The sequence below is a fragment of the Georgenia soli genome (assembly GCF_002563695.1).
Classification (GTDB): domain Bacteria; phylum Actinomycetota; class Actinomycetes; order Actinomycetales; family Actinomycetaceae; genus Georgenia; species Georgenia soli.
On sequence record NZ_PDJI01000004.1, the window covers coordinates 3,315,562 to 3,334,378 of the forward strand.

Genomic DNA, 18,817 nt, shown 5'->3' on the forward strand with positions numbered 1-18,817 from the left:
GCCCGGCCCCACCTGACCCGAGTCCAGGGAGCACGGACATGACTGACACGACAGCAACCGTCGAGCCGCCCACGGTGGCCCGCCCGGAGGACGAGCGGTACTCCGTCGGGAGGACCTTCCTCTACGGCCTCCAGCACATCATGACGATGTACGGCGGCGTCATCGCCCCGCCGATCATCGTCGGGCAGGCCGCGGGCCTGGACGGCGCGCAGATCGGGCTCCTGGTCTCGGCCGCGCTCCTGGTCAGCGGTGCCGCCACGATCCTCCAGACCGTCGGCATCCCGTTCTTCGGGTCCCAGCTGCCGCTCGTCCAGGGGATCTCCTTCGCCTCCGTCTCCACGATGGTGGCGGTGGCGACCGGCGACGGCGGACTGCCCGCCGTCTTCGGCGCGATCATCGTGGCCGGTCTGGTGGGGCTGGCGATCTCGCCCTTCTTCGCCCAGGTGATCCGGTTCTTCCCGCCCGTCGTCACCGGGACGATCATCACCGTGATCGGCATCTCGCTGCTGCCGGTGGCGGTGCGCTGGGTGATGGGCTCGAACCAGGACGCCCCCGACTGGGGATCGACGGCGAACATCGGCCTGGCGATCTTCACCCTCGTGGTCGTCCTCCTGCTCAGCCGGTTCCTCCAGGGCACGATCTCGCGCCTGTCCATCCTGCTCGGCCTCGTCATCGGCACCCTCGCGGCCGGCGTGGTCGGGATGGCGGACTTCTCCGCCATCGCGCAGGGGCCGACGGTGGCCCTGCCGACGCCGTTCGCCTTCGGCATGCCGGTCTTCGAGGCCGGCGCGATCATCTCGATGATCATCGTGATCCTCGTGATCATGACCGAGACGACGGCGGACGTCATCGCCGTCGGCGAGGTCGTGGGGTCGAAGGTGGACGCCCGCCGCGTGGGCGACGGCCTGCGCGCCGACATGATCGCCACCACCCTGGCGCCGTTGCTGAACAGCTTCCCGGCGAGCGCCTTCGCGCAGAACGTGGGCCTGGTGGCCATCACCGGCATCAAGAGCCGCTGGGCCGTGGCGGCCGGCGGGTCCGTGCTCTTCGTGCTCGGGCTGCTGCCCGTGCTCGGGCGCGTCGTGGCCGCGATCCCGATGCCCGTGCTGGGCGGGGCGGGGATCGTGCTGTTCGGGTCCGTCGCCGCCTCCGGGATCCGCACCCTGTCGAAGGTGAAGTACGACAACAACCTCAACCTCACCCTCGTGGCGGTCGCCATCTCCTTCGGCGTCATCCCGATCGCCGTGCCGACCTTCTACGACGCCTTCCCGCAGTGGGTCGGGATGGTCTTCCACTCCGGCATCTCGGCGGCGTCCGTGGTGGCGGTGCTGCTCAACATCCTCTTCAACGAGGTCCGCTGGGGCCGCGCGAAGGACCCGTCCGTGTTCACGGCCGGCTCCTCGGCCCGGCTGGTGGTCGCGGAGGAGCAGGAGGCACGCCGCGTGGAGTACTACGGGCTGCTCGACGCGCAGCGCTCCGGGTCCTGGCGGGCGCGCCGTGACGCCGAGCTCCGGGCCCGGGCGCGCAGCGGGCACGGCCGGCGTTCGGGGTCGCTCTCCGCGATCGACCTCGACTGCGACGGCATCCCGGACATCCTCCAGATCCGGAACCGGCAGCGTGCGGCGGGCTCACCCGCCGGCGCCGCGGGAGGGGCGGAGCCGTCCCGCGCGCGTCACCTCGGCACCGGCCCGGCCGACGGCGGAGCGGCCGATGCCGGTCCCGCCACCGCTGGCGTGGCCACCGCCGGTGCGGCCACCGCTGGTCCGGCCGCCGTGGGACCGGCCCACGCCCGGGCGGCCGAGCTCGGATGATCGCCCGCGGCGCCGCGTCGCTGCCGTCAGCGCACGCTGATGAGCTGGCCGGCCACCTGGTCGGCCAGCTCGTGCAGCACCGGCAGGGCCCGCTCGCCGAACTCGTACGTGACGCGGGCGGCCGGGCCGGAGACGGAGACCGCGGACGGCGTCGGGGCGTCGGGCACCGCGACGGCGAAGCACCGCACGCCGATCTCCTGCTCGCCGTCGTCGACGGCGTAGCCCTGCGCGCGGATCTTGTCGAGCTCGGTGAGAAGGTCCTCGACGTTCGTGATGGTCGCCTCCGTGGCCGGCGGCATGCCGGTGCGGGCGACGATCTCGCGCACGGTGGCGTCCGGCAGCTGGGCCAGCACCATCTTGCCCACGCCGGTGCTGTGGCAGTAGACGCGGCGGCCCACCTCGGTGAACATGCGCATCGAGTGCGGCGAGGCCGCCTGGGCCACGTAGACCGCCATGTCGCGGTCGATCATCGCCATGTTCGCCGTCTCGCCCAGCTCCCGGGCCACCCGCTCGAGGTGGGGGCGGGCGCCCGCACCCAGCTGGCGGCCGGCGCTCTCGCCCAGGCGAATCAGCCTCGGGCCCAGCGTGTAGCGGCGCGACGGCAGCTGGCGGGCGTAGCCCCGGCCCACCAGGGTCCGCATGAGACGGTGGATGGTGGGCAGCGGCAGGCCGGAGCTGGTGGCCAGCTCGCTCAGCCCGGCGGCGCCGCCCAGGTCGGTCATGATCTCCAGCAGGTCGATCGCCCGGTCAACCGACTGGACCCCGTTGCCCTCGGTCACGGTTCTGCCTCCTGTCGTGCACCGGCGCGGGGCGCCCGGTGCGTCACGGCCGCGTCTCGACCGCGCGGAAGTAGTGTTTCACATGTCGAAATCGTTGCCCACTGTTGTTGAGAGGAAATCGGTCACATGGGTCTGCCAAGTCCTAGCTACACGATCACCCTGCGGGTGGAGGTGCCGGCGTCGCACCGCGCCACGAGCACGGTGGTGTCGGCGGTGGCCGAGGCCGGAGCCGCGGTCATGGGCGTCGACATCGTCCAGTCCACGAGCACGAAGATCGTCGTCGACGTCACCTGCGACACCGTCGACGGCGAGCACGGCGAGCAGGTGCGCGACGCACTGAACGCCATCCAGGGCGTGCGGGTGCAGAAGATGTCGGACTCGACGTTCCTCATGCACCTCGGCGGCAAGATCGAGGTCAGCCTCAAGGTGCCGCTGAAGACGCGGCGCGACCTCTCCCGCGCCTACACCCCCGGTGTCGCCCGGGTCTGCACCGCCATCGCCGAGAAGCCCGAGGACGCGCGCCGCCTGACGATCAAGCGCAACACCGTCGCCGTCGTCACGGACGGCACCGCGGTGCTCGGGCTCGGGGACATCGGCCCCGCCGCCGCCCTGCCGGTGATGGAGGGCAAGGCCGCCCTGTTCAAGGAGTTCGCGAACGTGGACGCCTGGCCGGTGTGTCTGGACACCAAGGACACCGAGGAGATCATCTCGATCGTCAAGGCCATGGCCCCGGTGTACGGCGGGGTGAACCTGGAGGACATCTCCGCCCCCCGCTGCTTCGAGATCGAGGCCCGCCTGCGCGAGGAGCTGGACATCCCCGTCTTCCACGACGACCAGCACGGCACCGCCATCGTGGTGCTGGCGGCGCTGATCAACGCGCTCAAGGTCGTGGGCAAGAAGATGGAGGACGTGCGCATCGTCGTCTCCGGCGTCGGCGCCGCGGGCACCGCGATCATCAAGCTGCTCATGGCCCAGGGTGCGCGGAACGTCATCGGCTTCGACCGTCGCGGCGCCCTGCACCCCGGCGTGCGCAACGGTGACGGCCACCGGAACTGGATCATCGACAACGCGAACCCGGAGGGCTTCGTCGGCACCCTCAAGGAGGGCCTGGCCGGCGCGGACGTCTTCATCGGCGTCTCCGCGGGCAACATCCTCACCGGCGCCGACGTGGCGACCATGAACGACGGGGCGATCGTGTTCGCCCTGGCGAACCCGACCCCCGAGGTCGACCCGATCGAGGCGGGGGAGACGGCCGCCGTCGTGGCCACGGGACGCAGCGACTACCCGAACCAGATCAACAACGTCCTCGCCTTCCCCGGGCTCTTCCGCGGCCTGCTCGACGCGGGCGCCACCAAGATCTCGCCGGAGCTGCTCCGGGTGGCGGCCGTGGCGATCGCCGAGGTGGTCTCCGAGGAGGAGCTCAACCCGGCCTTCATCATCCCCGGCGTCTTCGACGTCCGCGTGGCCGAGGCCGTGGCCGACGCCGTGCGTACCGAGGCCCAGCGCGACCTCGCCGAGCAGGCCGAGGCGGCCGGCGACGTCGGGAGCGCGGAGCAGGGGACCGGCACGCGGCCCGCCGAGCCCGTCGGGGCCGCCCGATGAGCACCACCCTGGACGAGGGTGCCCTGCGCGCCGTCGAGGACCTCCTCGCCCCGGTCGACGCCCGGCTCGACCGGGACTACCCCGGTGACGACGTCAGCCGCCAGCCCGTCCACACCGTCTACGTCCCGGCGGACCGGTACGGCGTCGGGCTGGCGCGGGACTGGGGGGAGCAGGCTCGGGCCGCCCTAGAGCGGGCCGGCGGGACCGAGGCCCTCCTCGAGGCGGCACGGGTGCCCGCGGACCTGCGCGACGCCGTCGCCGCACAGGTGGCGAGCAAGCTCGAGTGCGAGCCGGTCGAGGACCTGCGCATCGACCTCGAGGACGGCTACGGCGACCACGGCGACGCCGAGGACGACGTGGCGGTCGCCGCCGGGCGCACCCTGCGGACCGAGCTCGAGCAGGGGGTCGCGACGCCGTTCGTGGGCATCCGGTTCAAGAGCTTCGAACGGCCGACCAGGCGCCGGGGCCTGCGCACGCTCGACCTGTTCCTCACCACGCTGCTCGAGGGCGGCGACCTCCCGGACGGGCTCCTGCTCACCCTGCCGAAGGTCACCGCCGTCGAGCAGGTCGAGGCGATGGTCGCCGTCTGCGACCGGATCGAGCAGGCGCACGGGCTGCCGGCCGGCCGCCTCGGGTTCGAGGTGCAGGTGGAGACGCCCCAGTCGATCCTCGGCCCGGACGGCACCGCGCTGGTGGCGCGGATGGTGCACGCGGGGGAGGGGCGGGTCACCGGGCTGCACTACGGCACCTACGACTACTCGGCGTCCCTCGGCATCTCCGCCGCCCAGCAGTCGATGGAGCACCCGGCGGCCGACCACGCCAAGGCCGTCATGCAGCTCGCGGCCGCGGGCACGGGTGTCCGCCTCTCCGACGGGTCCACCAACGTGCTGCCGGTCGGCGAGCCGGAGGACGTGCGCTCGGCCTGGGCGCTGCACGCCAGACTGGTCCGCCGTTCGCTCGAGCGCGGGTACTACCAGGGTTGGGACCTGCACCCGGCCCAGCTGCCCAGCCGGTTCGCCGCGACCTACACCTTCTACCGGGAGGGGACGGCCGCGGCCGCGGCGCGGCTGCGCGCCTACCTCGCCCGGGAGGAGGGGGCCGTCATGGACGAGCCGGCCACCGCCCGCGCGCTGGCGTGGTTCCTCCAGCGCGGCCTGGACTGCGGCGCGGTCCTGGGCGAGGAGCTGGCCGCGGCCGGTGTCGACCCGAGCGCGCTCGGTGCGCTGCTGAGGCCGCGCGCCGACGCGGAGGCCGGCACCCCGGCCTGACGCTCCGCGGCGCGCCGGCCGCGGTCATCGCTACAAGAACGGTGCGGATACCGCACCGTTCTTGTAGCGGTTCTGTCTCTGCCTGGGCGACGCGGGGTGCTCTCGAGGCCGGTAGCGTCGTCGGTCCGACGCCGTGAGCGCGGACCCGGGGGCGGGCTGCTGAGCCCACGCGACCGGTCGTCTGGAACCGCACGTGACAGAGCCCGGCGGGGGTTGACCCCCGCCGGGCTCTTCTCTACTCTTTCAGCAAGAGGAACTGACATTCCGTATCGCGAAAGAGGTTGCCAGATGGCTTCGCAGATCCCCTACACGGTGAACGCCTCGATCCTGCTCACCGGCCTGCCGCTGCTGGAGCGCCCGGCGGCGGTCGGGGCCGCGGGGTTCGGCGGCGTGGAGCTGTGGTGGCCGTTCCCCACCGCGACCCCGGACGCGGACGAGGTGGACGCCCTCGTGCGCGCCCTCGAGCAGGCCGACGTCCAGCTGACCGGGCTGAACTTCCTCGCGGGCGACATGCCCGCCGGTGACCGCGGCCTCGTCTCCTGGCCGGGTCGTGAGGAGGAGCTGCGCGCCAACCTCGACGTCGTCACCGCGATCGGCGAGCGCACCGGGTGCCGCGCGTTCAACGCGCTGTACGGCAACCGCGTCGAGGGCGCCGACCCGGCCGCCCAGGACGACCTCGGCGCCGAGAACCTGCACCTGGCCGCGCAGGCCGTGGCGCGCATCGGCGGCACCGTGCTGCTCGAGCCCGTCTCCGGCACCCCGGCGTACCCGCTGAAGACCTCCGCCGACGCCGTCGCCGTCATCGACCGCGTGGCCTCCGAGCACGGCTCGACCAACATCGGGCTCCTCCTCGACGTCTACCACCTCTCCGTCAACGGCGCGGACGTCGACGCCGAGATCGCGGCCTACCGCGACCGCGTCGCCCACGTGCAGATCGCCGACGCCCCCGGCCGCGGCGCCCCCGGCAGCGGTGACCTCCCGATCACCCGGTGGATCGAGGACCTCCGCGCCGGCGGCTACGCCGGCCCGGTCGGCCTGGAGTACAAGACCGACGACGCCGACCCGTTCGCCTGGCTCCCGCGCGGCGAGCGCGCGGCCGAGCCCGCCGTCGCCCGCTGAAGGAGAAGACATGACCGCCACGCACACGACCCGCAGCACCGACAGTGAGGGGACCACGATGACCCGCATCGCGTTCATCGGCCTCGGCATCATGGGCAGCCCCATGGCCGTCCACCTGCAGAACGCCGGCCACCAGGTGACCGGCTACAACCGCAGTCCCGAGAAGACCCGGCCGCTGGTGGAGGCGGGCGGCACGGCCGCCACCTCGGTGGCCGAGGCCGTGGCCGACGCCGACGTCGTCGCCCTGATGGTCCCCGACTCCCCGGACGTCGCCGAGGTCCTCACCGGCGAGGGCGGCGTCCTGGACTCCGCCAAGTCCGGCGCCCTCATCATCGACTTCTCCACCATCCGGCCGGACGTCACCGTGGAGCTGGCCGAGCAGGCCCGCGCCAAGGGCTTCCGCATGATCGACGCCCCGGTCTCCGGCGGCGAGGCCGGCGCGAAGAACGCCGCGCTGTCGATCATGGTCGGCGGTTCCGAGGAGGACTTCGAGGCGGCCCGGCCCGTGCTCGACGTCGTCGGCAAGACCGTCGTGCACGTCGGCCCCACGGGCTCCGGCCAGACCGTCAAGGCCGCCAACCAGCTCATCGTGGCCGGCAACATCGGCCTGCTGGCCGAGGCGATCGTCTTCCTCGAGGCCTACGGCGTCGACACCGCCGCCGCCGTGCAGGTGCTCGGCGGCGGCCTGGCCGGCTCCGCCGTGCTGAACCAGAAGGCCGAGAAGATGCTCGACCGCTCCTTCGAGCCGGGGTTCCGCATCGACCTGCACCACAAGGACCTCGGCATCGTCACCTCCGCGGCCCGCGAGGCCGGCGTCACCATCCCGCTCGGTGCCGTCGTCGCGCAGCTGATGCAGGCCGCCCGTGCGGGCGGCGACGGATCCCTCGACCACTCCGCCCTCTTCCGCACCGTCGCCCGGCTCTCCGGCCGCGACTCCTGACCCACCGACGCACGCCGGCCGGCGCACCGACGCCGGCCGGGCGTGCCTCCGAGCCTCCCGACCAACGAAGATCCAGGAGCACCCGATGCCCCGTATGAGAGCAGTCGACGCCGCAGTCGCCATCCTCGAGAAGGAGGGGGCCACCCAGGCCTTCGGCCTGCCCGGCGCCGCCATCAACCCGTTCTACGACGCCATGCGCGAGCACGGCGGCATCCGCCACGTCCTCGCCCGCCACGTCGAGGCCGCCTCGCACATGGCGGACGGGTACAGCCGCGCCGCCGCGGGCAACATCGGCGTGTGCGTGGGCACCTCCGGCCCGGCCGGCACCGACATGATCACCGGCCTGTACGCCGCGTGGGCCGACTCCGTGCCGATGCTGTGCATCACCGGGCAGGCCCCGGTGGCCAAGCTCGACAAGGAGGACTTCCAGGCCGTCGACATCGCGTCCATCGCGGCGCCGGTGACCAAGATGGCCAAGACCGTCCTCGAGGCCGCGCAGCTGCCCGGCGTCCTCGCCCAGGCGTTCCAGCTCATGCGCTCCGGCCGCCCCGGCCCGGTGCTCATCGACCTGCCGATCGACGTCCAGATGACCGAGATCGAGTTCGACCCCGACCTCTACGCCCCGCTGCCCGTGCTCCGGCCCGAGGCCACGCGCGCGCAGGTCGTCAGGGCGCTGGACATGCTCCAGGCCGCCGAGCGGCCGCTCCTGGTGGCGGGCGGCGGCATCGTGAACGCCGGCGCGGAGGACCTCCTGGTCCAGCTCGCCGAGACCCTCGACGTCCCCGTCGTGCCCACCCTCATGGGCTGGGGCGCCATCGCGGACGACCACCCGCTCGCCGCTGGCATGGTCGGCATCCAGACCTCGCAGCGCTACGGCAACGCCACCTTCCTCGAGTCCGACTTCGTCCTCGGCGTGGGCAACCGGTGGGCCAACCGCCACACCGGCGGCCTCGAGACGTACCGGCGCGGCCGCACCTTCGTCCACGTCGACATCGAGCCGACCCAGATCGGGCGGGTCTTCGCCCCCGACCTCGGCATCGTCTCCGACGCGCGGGCGTTCCTCGCCCTCGCCGTCGAGATCGCCCAGGAGCGGCGTGACGCCGGCCAGCTGCCGGACCGCTCCCGGTGGGTGGCCGACTGCGCCGAGCGCAAGGGCACCCTGCTGCGCAAGACGCACTTCACCGACGTGCCGATCAAGCCGCAGCGCGTCTACGAGGAGATGAACCGCGCCTTCGACCGGGACACCGTCTACGTCACCACGATCGGGCTGTCCCAGATCGCCGGCGCGCAGCTGCTCCACGTCTACCGGTCCCGGCACTGGATCAACGCCGGCCAGGCCGGACCGCTCGGCTGGACCGGGCCGGCCGCGCTCGGCGTCGCCACCGCCCGACCTGGGGCCGAGGTCGTCGCCCTCTCCGGCGACTACGACTTCCAGTTCATGCTCGAGGAGCTCGCCGTCGGCGCCCAGCACCATCTGCCGTACGTGCACGTCGTCGTCAACAACGCCTACCTCGGCCTGATCCGTCAGTCCCAGCGGGCGTTCGACATGGACTACCACGTCTCCCTCGCGTTCGAGAACATCAACTCCGCCGAGACCGAGGGCTACGGCGTCGACCACGTCAAGGTCGCCGAGGCGCTCGGGTGCAAGGCCGTGCGGGTCAAGGACCCGGAGGAGCTCGCGCCGGCCTTCGCCAAGGCCCGCGCGATGGCCGCGGAGTTCCAGGTGCCGGTGGTCGTCGAGGTCATCCTCGAGCGCGTCACCAACATCGCGATGGGCGTCGAGCTCGACGGCGTGAACGAGTTCGAGGACCTCGCCCTGAGCGCCGACGACTCCCCGACCGCGCTCGCTCTGCTGGACTAGGCCCATGAAGGTGCTCCTCGCCCCTGACAAGTTCAAGGGGTCCCTCACCGCGGCCGACGTCGCCGCGCACCTGGCGGCCGGCCTGCGCCGTGCGCTCCCGGGCGTCGAGGTCGACGAGCTGCCCGTGGCGGACGGGGGCGAGGGCACCGTCGAGGCGGCCCTGGCGGCCGGCTTCACCCCGGTGGGGCTGGCCGCCACGGGCCCGCTGGGCGAGCGGGTCGACACCCGGTACGCGGTGCGCGGGTCGACCGCGGTCATCGAGATGGCCGCCGTCACCGGCCTGGAGATGGTCGAGCCCGACGACGCGACGGCCCGCACCGCCACGTCGCGCGGCCTCGGCGAGCTCGTGGCCCACGCGCTCGACCACGGCGCGACCACCCTGGTGGTCGGCGTGGGCGGCTCCGCCAGCACCGACGGCGGGGCCGGCATGCTCGCCGCGCTCGGGGCCCGGCTCACCGGCCCCGACGGGGAGCTCGCAGACGGCGGGGACGCGCTGCGCGCCGTCACCTCCGTCGATCTCTCCGGCCTCCACCCACGCCTGGCGACGGCGGAGCTCGTGCTGGCCTCCGACGTCGACAACCCCCTGCTCGGGGCCAACGGCGCCGCCGCCGTGTACGGGCCCCAGAAGGGCGCCGACCCGGCCGCCGTCGCCGACCTCGAGGCGGGCCTCGCCGCGTGGGTCGACGTCCTGGAGCGCGCGGGCGTCGACCGGGCGCGCGAGCGCGCCGGCGCTCCCGGGGCGGGCGCCGCCGGGGGAGTGGGCTACGCCTGCCTGCTCCTCGGCGCCACCCGGCGCCCCGGCGTCGAGGTCGTGCTCGACCTCACCGGCTTCGACCGCCGGCTCGCCGGCGTCGACCTCGTCGTCACCGGCGAGGGCAGCCTCGACGAGCAGTCGCTGGCCGGCAAGACTCCCATGGGGGTGGCCGACGCTGCCGCGACCCACGCCGTACCGACCGTGGCGGTGTGCGGACGCACCACGCTCACGCCCGAGCAGGCCCGGGACGCCGGCATCGAGGCCGTGCACGCCCTGACCGACATCGAGCCCGACGTGAGGCGCTGCATCTCCCACGCCGGCGAGCTCCTGGAGCAGCTCGCCGCGCGGGTAGCCGCCCCGCTGCTGGCCCCCCGACACGAAACGGTGGACTCATGAACGCCTCCGACCTGACCGCCCTGCGCCCGCTCGACGCCGCCGCCGTGCAGCACGACCTGGTGGTCCGCGCCGCCCGCGCCGTCACCCCCGAGGGCGTGCGGCCCGTCGAGGTGGGTGTGAAGGACGGCGTCATCTCCGCCGTCGAGCCGCTCGGTGCCGGCCTCGCCGCAGCCACGGTGCTCGACCTTGCCGAGGACGAGGTCCTGCTGCCCGGCCTGGTGGACTCTCACGTGCACGTCAACGAGCCGGGCCGGACCGAGTGGGAGGGCTTCGAGTCCGCCACCCGGGCCGCGGCCGCCGGCGGCGTGACGACCATCGTCGACATGCCGCTCAACTCCGTGCCGCCCACCACCGACGTGCCGGCCCTCGAGGCCAAGCGGGCCGAGGCGCGCCGGACGGCCTACGTCGACGTCGGCTTCTGGGGCGGGGCCGTGCCCGGCAACACCGCCGACCTGCGCCCGCTGCACGACGAGGGCGTCTTCGGGTTCAAGTGCTTCCTCATCGACTCCGGGGTGCCCGAGTTCGGGCACCTCGAGCCGGAGGAGCTGGAGCGCGACCTGGCGGAGATCGCCCGGTTCGACGGCCTCATGATCGTCCACGCCGAGGACCCCGCCGTCATCGGCTCCGCGCCCCACGCCCACGGCCCGCGCTACGCCGACTTCCTCGCCTCCCGCCCGCGCCAGGCGGAGGAGCAGGCCATCGCCACGGTCATCGAGGCCGCGCGCCGCACCGGGGCCCGCGTCCACATCCTCCATCTGTCCGACGCCGCCGCGCTGCCCATGATCGCCGCGGCCCGCGCCGAGGGGGTGCGGCTCACGGTCGAGACCTGCCCGCACTACCTCACCCTCACGGCCGAGGAGGTCGCCGACGGCGCGACGGCGTTCAAGTGCTGCCCCCCCATCCGTGAGGAGGCCAACCGCGACGCGCTGTGGCAGGGCCTGCTGGACGGCACGATCGACATCGTGGTCACCGACCACTCGCCCTCGACCCTCGACCTCAAGGCTCTCGACACCGGCGACTTCGGCGTCGCGTGGGGCGGGGTGGCCTCGATCCAGCTCGGTCTCGCCGCGGTCTGGACGGAGGCCCGCGCACGCGGCGTCGGCCTCGAGCAGGTCGTGCGCTGGATGTCCGCCGGGCCCGCAGCGCTGGTGGGGCTGCGGACCAAGGGCGCCATCGCCGTCGGCAGGCAGGCGGACCTCGCGGTGCTCGCCCCGGAGGAGGAGTTCGAGGTGGACGCCGCCCGCCTCCACCACCGCAACCCCATCACCCCCTACGCCGGGCGACGGCTCGCCGGCGTCGTGCGCCGCACGCTGCTGCGCGGGCAGGAGATCGGCGCCGAGCCCGCGGGCACGCTGCTGCGCCGGGGCGAGGCCTGAACCTCACCGGCGGCGCGGCCTGACCGCGCACCACAGACCACCCGGGAGCGGGCACGGCCGTGCCGCCACACCGCGGCCGCCGCCCGCTCCCGGGGGAGACTGCCGACGCGCCGGACCCGCTACGGGAGACGGACCGCTCGCAACGGAACAGACTGGTCCCACGGACCCGCAGGACGCACGACCGAGACCGACCTCGAAGGAGCACGGAACATGACGAAGCTGAACCCCGGCGACACCGCCCCCGACTTCACCCTGCCGACCGCCGACGGCAGGACCGTCTCGCTCGCCGAGCTGCGCTCGAGCGCCGGCAGCGGCGTGATCGTGTACTTCTACCCCAAGGCGGCCACCCCGGGCTGCACCACCGAGGCCTGCGACTTCCGTGACAACCTGGCCTCCCTCGCGGGGGCGGGCTACGCCGTCGTGGGTATCTCGGCGGACCCGATCGAGGACCTGCGGGCCTTCGCCGACGCCGAGCAGCTGACCTTCCCGCTCGCCTCCGACGCCGACCACGCCGTCGCCGACGCCTACGGCACCTGGGGCCCGAAGACGTTCGACGGACGCACCTTCGACGGCGTGCACCGCTCCACCTTCGTCGTGGACACGGACGGGACCGTCCGCGCCGCCTACTACGACGTGCAGGCCCAGGGGCACGTCGCCGCCCTGCGCGAGTCGCTCGTCGCCGTCTGACAGGGTCGGGCCTGACGGGCTCGGCGGCGTCCGGCAGGGTCGGCGCTGGCGGGCTCGGCGGCGTCCGGCGGGGCGGACCGCGGCCCGGCGCACGGCGCTCCGTCGGGGGGTGCACGGCGCCCCGTCGCGGCGCGCCCGTGGCGTGGACCCGCGTTGACCCGCTGCGGGGCGCCGCCTACTGTTTCACTAGGAAGAGATTCCGTTCCGTATCGTGAAAGAGAGCGCAACGTGGCAACTCCGGACGGCCTGACGATCACCGGCGAGATGGGCGAGCGGTACGAGGAGGTGCTGACCCCGGCGGCGCTGGAGCTGATCGCCTCGCTGCACCGGCAGCTGAACGCCCGTCGCCTCGAGCTCCTCGAGGCGCGCGCACGCCGCGTGGCGGACCTGGCGAACGGCGGCACCCTCGACTTCCTCGCCGAGACCGCGCACATCCGCGAGGACGACTCCTGGCAGGTCGCCCCGCCCGCCCCCGGCCTGGTCGACCGCCGCGTCGAGATCACCGGCCCCACCGACCGGAAGATGACGATCAACGCGCTGAACTCCGGCGCCAAGGCGTGGCTGGCCGACCACGAGGACGCCAACACCCCGCAGTGGAGCGCCGTGGTCGGCGGGCAGCTCAACCTGCTCGACGCCATCAACCGCACCATCGACTTCACCGCCGAGAACGGCAAGACCTACGCCCTGAAGCCGGACGAGGAGCTGGCCACGATCATCGTGCGCCCCCGCGGCTGGCACCTGCCGGAGAAGCACATCCTCGTCGACGGCGAGCAGACGTCCGGCTCCCTCGTCGACTTCGCGCTCTACATCGCCACCGCCGGCCTGCGGCAGATCGAGAAGGGCCTCGGCCCGTACTTCTACCTGCCGAAGATGGAGTCCCACCTCGAGGCGCGCCTGTGGAACGACGCGTTCAACATCGCCCAGGACGCGCTCGGCATCCCGCGCGGCACGGTGCGGGCCACCGTGCTCATCGAGACCTACCCCGCCGCGTTCGAGATGGAGGAGATCCTCTACGAGCTGCGCGAGCACTCCTCGGGCCTGAACGCCGGCCGCTGGGACTACATGTTCTCGGTCATCAAGTCCTTCCGGACGCGCGGCAAGGACTTCCTGCTGCCCGACCGCAACGCCGTGACGATGACCGTGCCGTTCATGCGCGCCTACACCGAGCTGCTCGTGCGCACCTGCCACAAGCGCGGCGCCCACGCGATCGGCGGCATGGCGGCCTTCATCCCCAGCAGGGACGAGGAGGTCAACAAGGCCGCGTTCGAGAAGGTGCGCGCGGACAAGACCCGCGAGGCGAACGACGGCTTCGACGGCTCCTGGGTGGCCCACCCGGGCATGGTCGAGGTCTGCAAGGAGGTCTTCACCTCCGTGCTCGGTGACCGCCCCAACCAGCTCGACAAGAAGCGCGAGGACGTCCACGTCACCGCCGCCCAGCTCCTCGACGTCGCCAGCACGCCGGGCGAGGTCACGGAGGCGGGCCTGCGCAACAACATCTCCGTGGGCATCCAGTACCTGCAGGCGTGGCTCGGAGGCCTGGGCGCCGTCGCCATCTTCAACCTCATGGAGGACGCCGCGACGGCGGAGATCTCACGCTCGCAGGTCTGGCAGTGGCTGCACAACGACATCACGCTCGCCGACACCGGCCACCGGGTCACCCGCGAGCTCATCGACCGGATCGTCGAGGAGGAGATCGCCAAGCTCCCCGGTGACCCGGCCGACTACGAGGAGGCGCGGCAGACCTTCCTCGAGGTCGCCGTCGCCGACGAGTACGCGGACTTCCTCACCCTGCCGGCGTACGAGCGCATGGCCTGACCACGCCCGCCGGCGGGCCGGGAGACCGGCCCGCCGGCGCGCCCGCACGCGCAGGCCCGGGCATGCTGTACGGGCACGACCCGCGTCGTTCGTCAACGAGGAGGTTGCGACCATGACGTCCACCGACACCGCCGCCGTGCCCACCGGCAGGGCGGCCGCCGACGCCCTCGGCCGCGTCACCGCCGAGCTCTCCGGCGCGCTCGGCGCGGAGCAGGTGATCACCGACCGTCAGCGCCTGCGCACGTACGAGTGCGACGGGCTGGCCCAGTACAAGGTTGTCCCGGGACTCGTGGTGCTCGCGCGCGACGCCGACGACGTGGCCGCCGCGGTCGGTGCGTGCGCCCGGCACGGGGTCCCGTTCGTGGCCCGCGGCTCCGGGACCGGCCTGTCCGGCGGGGCCCTGCCGCAGGCGGAGGGCGTCCTGATCGTCATGTCGCAGATGCGGCAGATCAGGGAGATCGACGCCGCCAACCAGCGGGCCGTCGTCGACCCGGGCGTCATCAACCTGGCGCTCACCCGCGAGACCACCCCGGACGGCTACTACTTCGCCCCGGACCCCTCCAGCCAGTCGGTGTGCTCCATCGGCGGCAACGTCGCCGAGAACTCCGGCGGCGCGCACTGCCTGAAGTACGGCTTCACCACCAACCACGTGACGGGGCTGGACCTGGTGACGCCCGCCGGCGAGCACGTGGAGATCGGCGGCAAGGCGCCCGACCCGCCCGGCTACGACCTGCTCGGCGCCCTCGTCGGCTCCGAGGGCACCCTCGGCATCGTCACCGAGGTCACCGTCCGCCTGACCCGGCTGCCGCAGGAGGTCCAGACGGTCCTGGCGGGCTTCCGCTCCACGGACGACGCCGGAGCCGCCACCTCCGCCATCATCGCCGCCGGCGTCATCCCGGCCGCGATCGAGATGATGGACGCCCTGTCCATCGAGGCCGCCGAGAAGGCGGTCGCCTGCGGGTACCCCGCGGGCGCCGGGGCGGTGCTGGTCGTCGAGGTCGACGGCGCGGCCGCCGACGTCGCCGGCGAGCTGGCCGAGGTGCTGCGCCACTGCGAGGCGAACGGCGCCTTCGAGACGCGCATCGCCGCCGACGACGTCGAGCGCGCCCTGATCTGGAAGGGCCGCAAGTCGGCCTTCGCGGCCGTCGGCCGGATCAGCCCCGACTACATCGTCCAGGACGGGGTCATCCCCCGCACCGCCCTGCCCCAGGTGCTGCGCCAGATCGCCGACCTCGCCGCCGAGCGCGGGGTGCGGGTGGCCAACGTCTTCCACGCCGGGGACGGCAACCTCCACCCGCTGGTGCTCTTCGACGACGCCGAGGAGGGCGCCGCCGAGCGTGCCGAGGAGGTCGCCGGCGGCATCCTCGAGCTGTGCATCGCCAACGGCGGCTCCATCACCGGCGAGCACGGCGTGGGCTCCGACAAGGCCAGGTACATGCCGAAGATGTTCACCGAGGAGGACCTCGACACCATGCAGGCCGTGCGCTGCGCGTTCGACCCCGACAACATCTCGAACCCGGGCAAGGTCTTCCCCACCCCGCGCCTGTGCGGGGAGCGGCCCGGGCGGCGCCAGGGCGCCCACCCGCTGCAGGAGGCCGGACTGGCGGAGGTCTTCTGATGGCCGCGCGAACCGGCGCGGCCGCCGCCCACCAGGGCGACGCCCGGGCCGCCGGCCTGGACCTGACGGCCCTGGCCCGAAGCCTCGACGGCGCCGGCGAGGTCCGCGAGGCCGGCCCGGACGACGTCGTCGACGGCGTCCCCGCGGCGGCCGTCGCCCGGCCAACCACGGTCGAGGGAGTGTCCGCGGTCCTTCGCGAGGCCACCGCCCAGGGCATGGTCACGGTCGCACGGGGCGCGGGCACCGCGCTGACGTGGGGCTGCCCGCCCGAGCGGGCCGACCTGCTCCTCGACACCACCGGGCTCGACCGGCTGGTCGAGCACGAGGCGGGCGACCTCGTCGTCGTCGCCGAGGCGGGCCTGGCCCTGCGCGACCTGCAGGAGCACGTCGGCCGGGCCGGGCAGGAGCTCGTCGCCGACGTCCCGCGCGAGCGCCTCGAGGGCGGCTCCACCGTCGGCGGGGCGCTGGCGACCGGTGCCTCCGGCCCCCGGCGCCTCCAGCGGCTGGCGCTGCGCGACCTGGTGCTGGGCACCACCGTCGTGCTCGCCGACGGCACCGTCGCGACGTCGGGCGGCAAGGTCGTCAAGAACGTGGCCGGGTACGACCTGGCCAAGCTGATGACCGGTTCCTTCGGCACGCTCGGCGTCGTCGTCCGCGCCGCGTTCCGCCTGCACCCGGTGCGCCCGGACCGCGCGTTCGTCCTGCGCACCGGCCCGCTGGAGGAGGTCGCGGACCTCGCCCGCGCCGTCGTCGCCTCCCAGCTGGCGCCCGCCGCCGTCGAGCTCGACCGACCCGCCGGCAGCGACGAGGCCAGCCTCGCGGTGCTCCTCGAGGGCACCGGCGACGCCGTCGCCGCCCGCGCCGCCGACACGGCCGCCCTCGTGGGCGGGGCCGTGGGGGAGGAGCCGTCCTGGTGGGGGCGCCTGCCCGGGGGCGACAGCCTGGCCAAGGCGACGGCGACCCTCGTCGGGGTGAAGGACCTGCTCCTGGCGGCGCGTGCCGCCGAGCAGGCCCACGGCGCGGCCGTCGCGCTACGCGGCTCCGCCGTCGGCGTGCTCCACGCGGGCGTGACCGCGCCCGGCGCCGGGGCCCTGGCGGGTGTCGTCGCCGGGCTGCGGGCCGCCGCCCCGAGCCCCCGGGAGGGGACGGTGACCGTGCTGACGGTGCCGGCCGAGCTGCGTGAGGGGCTCGACGTGTGGGGCCCGGTCGGCGGGCTCGACCTCATGCGCAGCATCAAGGAACGACTGGACCCCGGCCGGAACCTCGCGCCCGGCCGCTTCGTGGGAGGCATCTGATGACCGTCGAGACGCCCAAGGGCCAGATGGGGGACGCGCAGCCGGCCCAGGCGGGCACCACGCTGCCCGACGTGCTCGGGATGGCCGCCTTCGACGACCACCACCCGCCCGCGCGGGACCTGATCGACGACTGCGTGCACTGCGGTTTCTGCCTGCCCGCGTGCCCCACCTACACCCTGTGGGGCGAGGAGATGGACTCCCCGCGTGGGCGCATCTACCTCATGAAGCAGGGCCTCGAGGGCGAGCCGATGAGCCCCTCCATGGTCCAGCACATCGACAGGTGCCTTGGCTGCATGGCCTGCGTGACGGCCTGCCCGTCCGGCGTGCAGTACGACAAGCTCATCGAGGCGACCCGCCAGCAGGTCGAGCGGCGGGGCTCCCAGCACCGGTCGCTGGCCGACCGTGCCCTGCGCGAGGGAATCTTCCAGCTCTTCCCGCGGCCCGGCCGGCTGCGCCTCGTGCGCGGCCCGCTGGCGCTGTACCAGAAGAGCGGGCTGAGCCGGCTCGTGCGCGGCTCGAAGGTGCTCGAGAAGATCTCGCCCACCCTCGCGACCATGGAGGCGATCGCGCCGCCGATCGAGCGCCGGGTGAGGATCCCCGCCTACCTGCCCGCCAAGGGGCAGCGGCGCATGACCGTCGGGCTCCTGCTGGGCTGCGTGCAGCGCGAGTTCTACCCCGGCGTCAACGCCGCCACCGTGCGGGTGCTGAACATGGAGGGCTGCGACGTCGTCACCCCGCCGACGCAGGGCTGCTGCGGCGCGCTGTCGGTCCACGCCGGCCGGGAGGACGAGGGGCTGCGTTACGCACGCAACCTCATCGACACCTTCTCCGAGTCCGGCGTCGAGCGCATCGTCGTCAACTCCGCCGGCTGCGGCTCCACCATGAAGGACTACGCCCACCTGCTGGCTGACGACCCGGCCTACGCCGAGCGCGCCCGTGCCTTCTCGGAGAAGGTCCGCGACATCTCCGAGATCCTCGTCGAGCTGGGGCCGGTGGCCCCGCGCCACCCGCTGCCGGTGACCATCGCCTACCACGACGCCTGCCACCTCTCGCACGCGCAGAAGGTCCGCTCCCAGCCGCGCCAGCTGCTCCGCGGGATCCCCGGCCTGACGATCAAGGAGATCGCCGAGGGTGACCTGTGCTGCGGGTCCGCCGGCATCTACAACCTCGTCAACCCCGGCCCCGCGCGCGAGCTCGGAGACCGCAAGGCCACGAACGTCGCCGCCACCGAGGCGGAGCTGCTCGTCACGTCCAACCCCGGGTGCCTGCTGCAGATCACCGACGCGCTCGGGCGTCAGGGCAAGCACATCTCGACCGCGCACATGATCCTCGTGCTCGACGCGTCGCTGCTGGGCAAGGACGTGGACACCCTCCTGCAGGAGGCGCCCTCCGCCACCCGGCCGGCCGCGCCAGAGCCGGAGCCGACGACGCCGGAGGCGCGCTCCGGCGGGTGCGCGTGCGGGAAGCCGGGCGGCTGCGGCGGCTGAGGCTGCGCC

The 18,817-nt window shown here is 73.6% G+C and carries 13 protein-coding genes and 1 pseudogene; 13 read left to right on the plus strand and 1 reads right to left on the minus strand.

Features of this window, described 5'->3' with window-relative positions; all coding sequences use genetic code 11:
- Positions 1–38: 38 nt before the first annotated feature.
- Positions 39–1,433: pseudogene (locus ATJ97_RS16290) on the plus strand (nucleobase:cation symporter-2 family protein); the annotation flags it as partial.
- A 404-nt stretch (positions 1,434–1,837) separates the two neighbouring features.
- On the opposite strand, the gene ATJ97_RS16295 reads toward ATJ97_RS16290, so the two are convergent.
- The gene (locus ATJ97_RS16295) at positions 1,838–2,590 is read right to left on the minus strand and encodes an IclR family transcriptional regulator (RefSeq protein WP_281254972.1); all 753 of its coding nucleotides are present in this window, start codon (positions 2,588–2,590) and stop codon (positions 1,838–1,840) included.
- 126 nt (positions 2,591–2,716) lie between these two features.
- Between ATJ97_RS16295 and ATJ97_RS16300 the strand changes: the two genes are divergently transcribed.
- From ATJ97_RS16300 to glcF, 12 genes are all read left to right on the plus strand, one after another.
- A complete protein-coding gene (locus tag ATJ97_RS16300; protein WP_211287270.1) occupies positions 2,717–4,192 on the plus strand; it encodes an NAD-dependent malic enzyme in 1,476 nt (491 codons plus the stop codon).
- Positions 4,189–5,460 (plus strand): DUF6986 family protein, encoded by a 1,272-nt coding sequence (locus ATJ97_RS16305; RefSeq protein WP_143427051.1) that lies wholly within the window; start codon positions 4,189–4,191, stop codon positions 5,458–5,460. The genes ATJ97_RS16300 and ATJ97_RS16305 overlap by 4 nt, the downstream gene beginning before the upstream one ends.
- A gap of 288 nt (positions 5,461–5,748) precedes the next feature.
- On the plus strand, positions 5,749–6,579 hold the full coding sequence (locus tag ATJ97_RS16310) for a hydroxypyruvate isomerase family protein (RefSeq protein ID WP_098484632.1): 831 nt from the start codon (positions 5,749–5,751) through the stop codon (positions 6,577–6,579).
- A 10-nt stretch (positions 6,580–6,589) separates the two neighbouring features.
- Positions 6,590–7,519, plus strand: a complete 930-nt coding sequence (locus tag ATJ97_RS16315; RefSeq protein ID WP_281254973.1) for a 2-hydroxy-3-oxopropionate reductase — start codon at positions 6,590–6,592, stop codon at positions 7,517–7,519.
- Between the two features lie 85 nt (positions 7,520–7,604).
- Positions 7,605–9,380, plus strand: a complete 1,776-nt coding sequence (gcl, locus tag ATJ97_RS16320) for a glyoxylate carboligase (RefSeq protein WP_098484633.1) — start codon at positions 7,605–7,607, stop codon at positions 9,378–9,380.
- 4 nt (positions 9,381–9,384) lie between these two features.
- Positions 9,385–10,530 (plus strand): glycerate kinase, encoded by a 1,146-nt coding sequence (locus tag ATJ97_RS16325; RefSeq protein WP_098484634.1) that lies wholly within the window; start codon positions 9,385–9,387, stop codon positions 10,528–10,530.
- Entirely contained in the window at positions 10,527–11,906 is a 1,380-nt protein-coding gene (gene allB / locus ATJ97_RS16330) for an allantoinase AllB (RefSeq protein ID WP_098484635.1), read from the plus strand. The genes ATJ97_RS16325 and allB overlap by 4 nt, the downstream gene beginning before the upstream one ends.
- A gap of 210 nt (positions 11,907–12,116) precedes the next feature.
- Complete coding sequence (bcp, locus tag ATJ97_RS16335; protein ID WP_098484636.1) at positions 12,117–12,593, plus strand: thioredoxin-dependent thiol peroxidase; 477 nt, start codon at positions 12,117–12,119, stop codon at positions 12,591–12,593.
- Positions 12,594–12,821: 228 nt separating this feature from the next.
- Positions 12,822–14,408: a malate synthase A gene (gene aceB / locus ATJ97_RS16340; RefSeq protein WP_098484637.1), complete on the plus strand. Its 1,587-nt coding sequence runs from the start codon at positions 12,822–12,824 to the stop codon at positions 14,406–14,408.
- Positions 14,409–14,520: 112 nt separating this feature from the next.
- Entirely contained in the window at positions 14,521–16,026 is a 1,506-nt protein-coding gene (locus ATJ97_RS16345) for an FAD-linked oxidase C-terminal domain-containing protein (protein ID WP_098484638.1), read from the plus strand.
- Complete coding sequence (locus tag ATJ97_RS16350) at positions 16,026–17,321, plus strand: FAD-binding oxidoreductase (RefSeq protein WP_098484639.1); 1,296 nt, start codon at positions 16,026–16,028, stop codon at positions 17,319–17,321. The genes ATJ97_RS16345 and ATJ97_RS16350 overlap by 1 nt, the downstream gene beginning before the upstream one ends.
- Positions 17,322–17,347: 26 nt before the next feature.
- A complete protein-coding gene (gene glcF / locus ATJ97_RS16355; RefSeq protein ID WP_098485557.1) occupies positions 17,348–18,808 on the plus strand; it encodes a glycolate oxidase subunit GlcF in 1,461 nt (486 codons plus the stop codon).
- Positions 18,809–18,817: the final 9 nt, after the last annotated feature.

Bases quoted from the DNA above. Each gene is read 5' to 3' on its own strand.
- ATJ97_RS16315 (WP_281254973.1), top strand. From the start codon at position 6,590: ATGACCGCCACGCACACGACCCGCAGCACCGACAGTGAGGGGACCACG.
- ATJ97_RS16305 (WP_143427051.1), top strand. From the start codon at position 4,189: ATGAGCACCACCCTGGACGAGGGTGCCCTGCGCGCCGTCGAGGACCTC.
- bcp (WP_098484636.1), top strand. From the start codon at position 12,117: ATGACGAAGCTGAACCCCGGCGACACCGCCCCCGACTTCACCCTGCCG.
- ATJ97_RS16325 (WP_098484634.1), top strand. From the start codon at position 9,385: ATGAAGGTGCTCCTCGCCCCTGACAAGTTCAAGGGGTCCCTCACCGCG.
- ATJ97_RS16300 (WP_211287270.1), top strand. From the start codon at position 2,717: ATGGGTCTGCCAAGTCCTAGCTACACGATCACCCTGCGGGTGGAGGTG.
- ATJ97_RS16350 (WP_098484639.1), top strand. From the start codon at position 16,026: ATGGCCGCGCGAACCGGCGCGGCCGCCGCCCACCAGGGCGACGCCCGG.
- ATJ97_RS16345 (WP_098484638.1), top strand. From the start codon at position 14,521: ATGACGTCCACCGACACCGCCGCCGTGCCCACCGGCAGGGCGGCCGCC.
- glcF (WP_098485557.1), top strand. From the start codon at position 17,348: ATGGGGGACGCGCAGCCGGCCCAGGCGGGCACCACGCTGCCCGACGTG.
- ATJ97_RS16310 (WP_098484632.1), top strand. From the start codon at position 5,749: ATGGCTTCGCAGATCCCCTACACGGTGAACGCCTCGATCCTGCTCACC.
- allB (WP_098484635.1), top strand. From the start codon at position 10,527: ATGAACGCCTCCGACCTGACCGCCCTGCGCCCGCTCGACGCCGCCGCC.
- gcl (WP_098484633.1), top strand. From the start codon at position 7,605: ATGCCCCGTATGAGAGCAGTCGACGCCGCAGTCGCCATCCTCGAGAAG.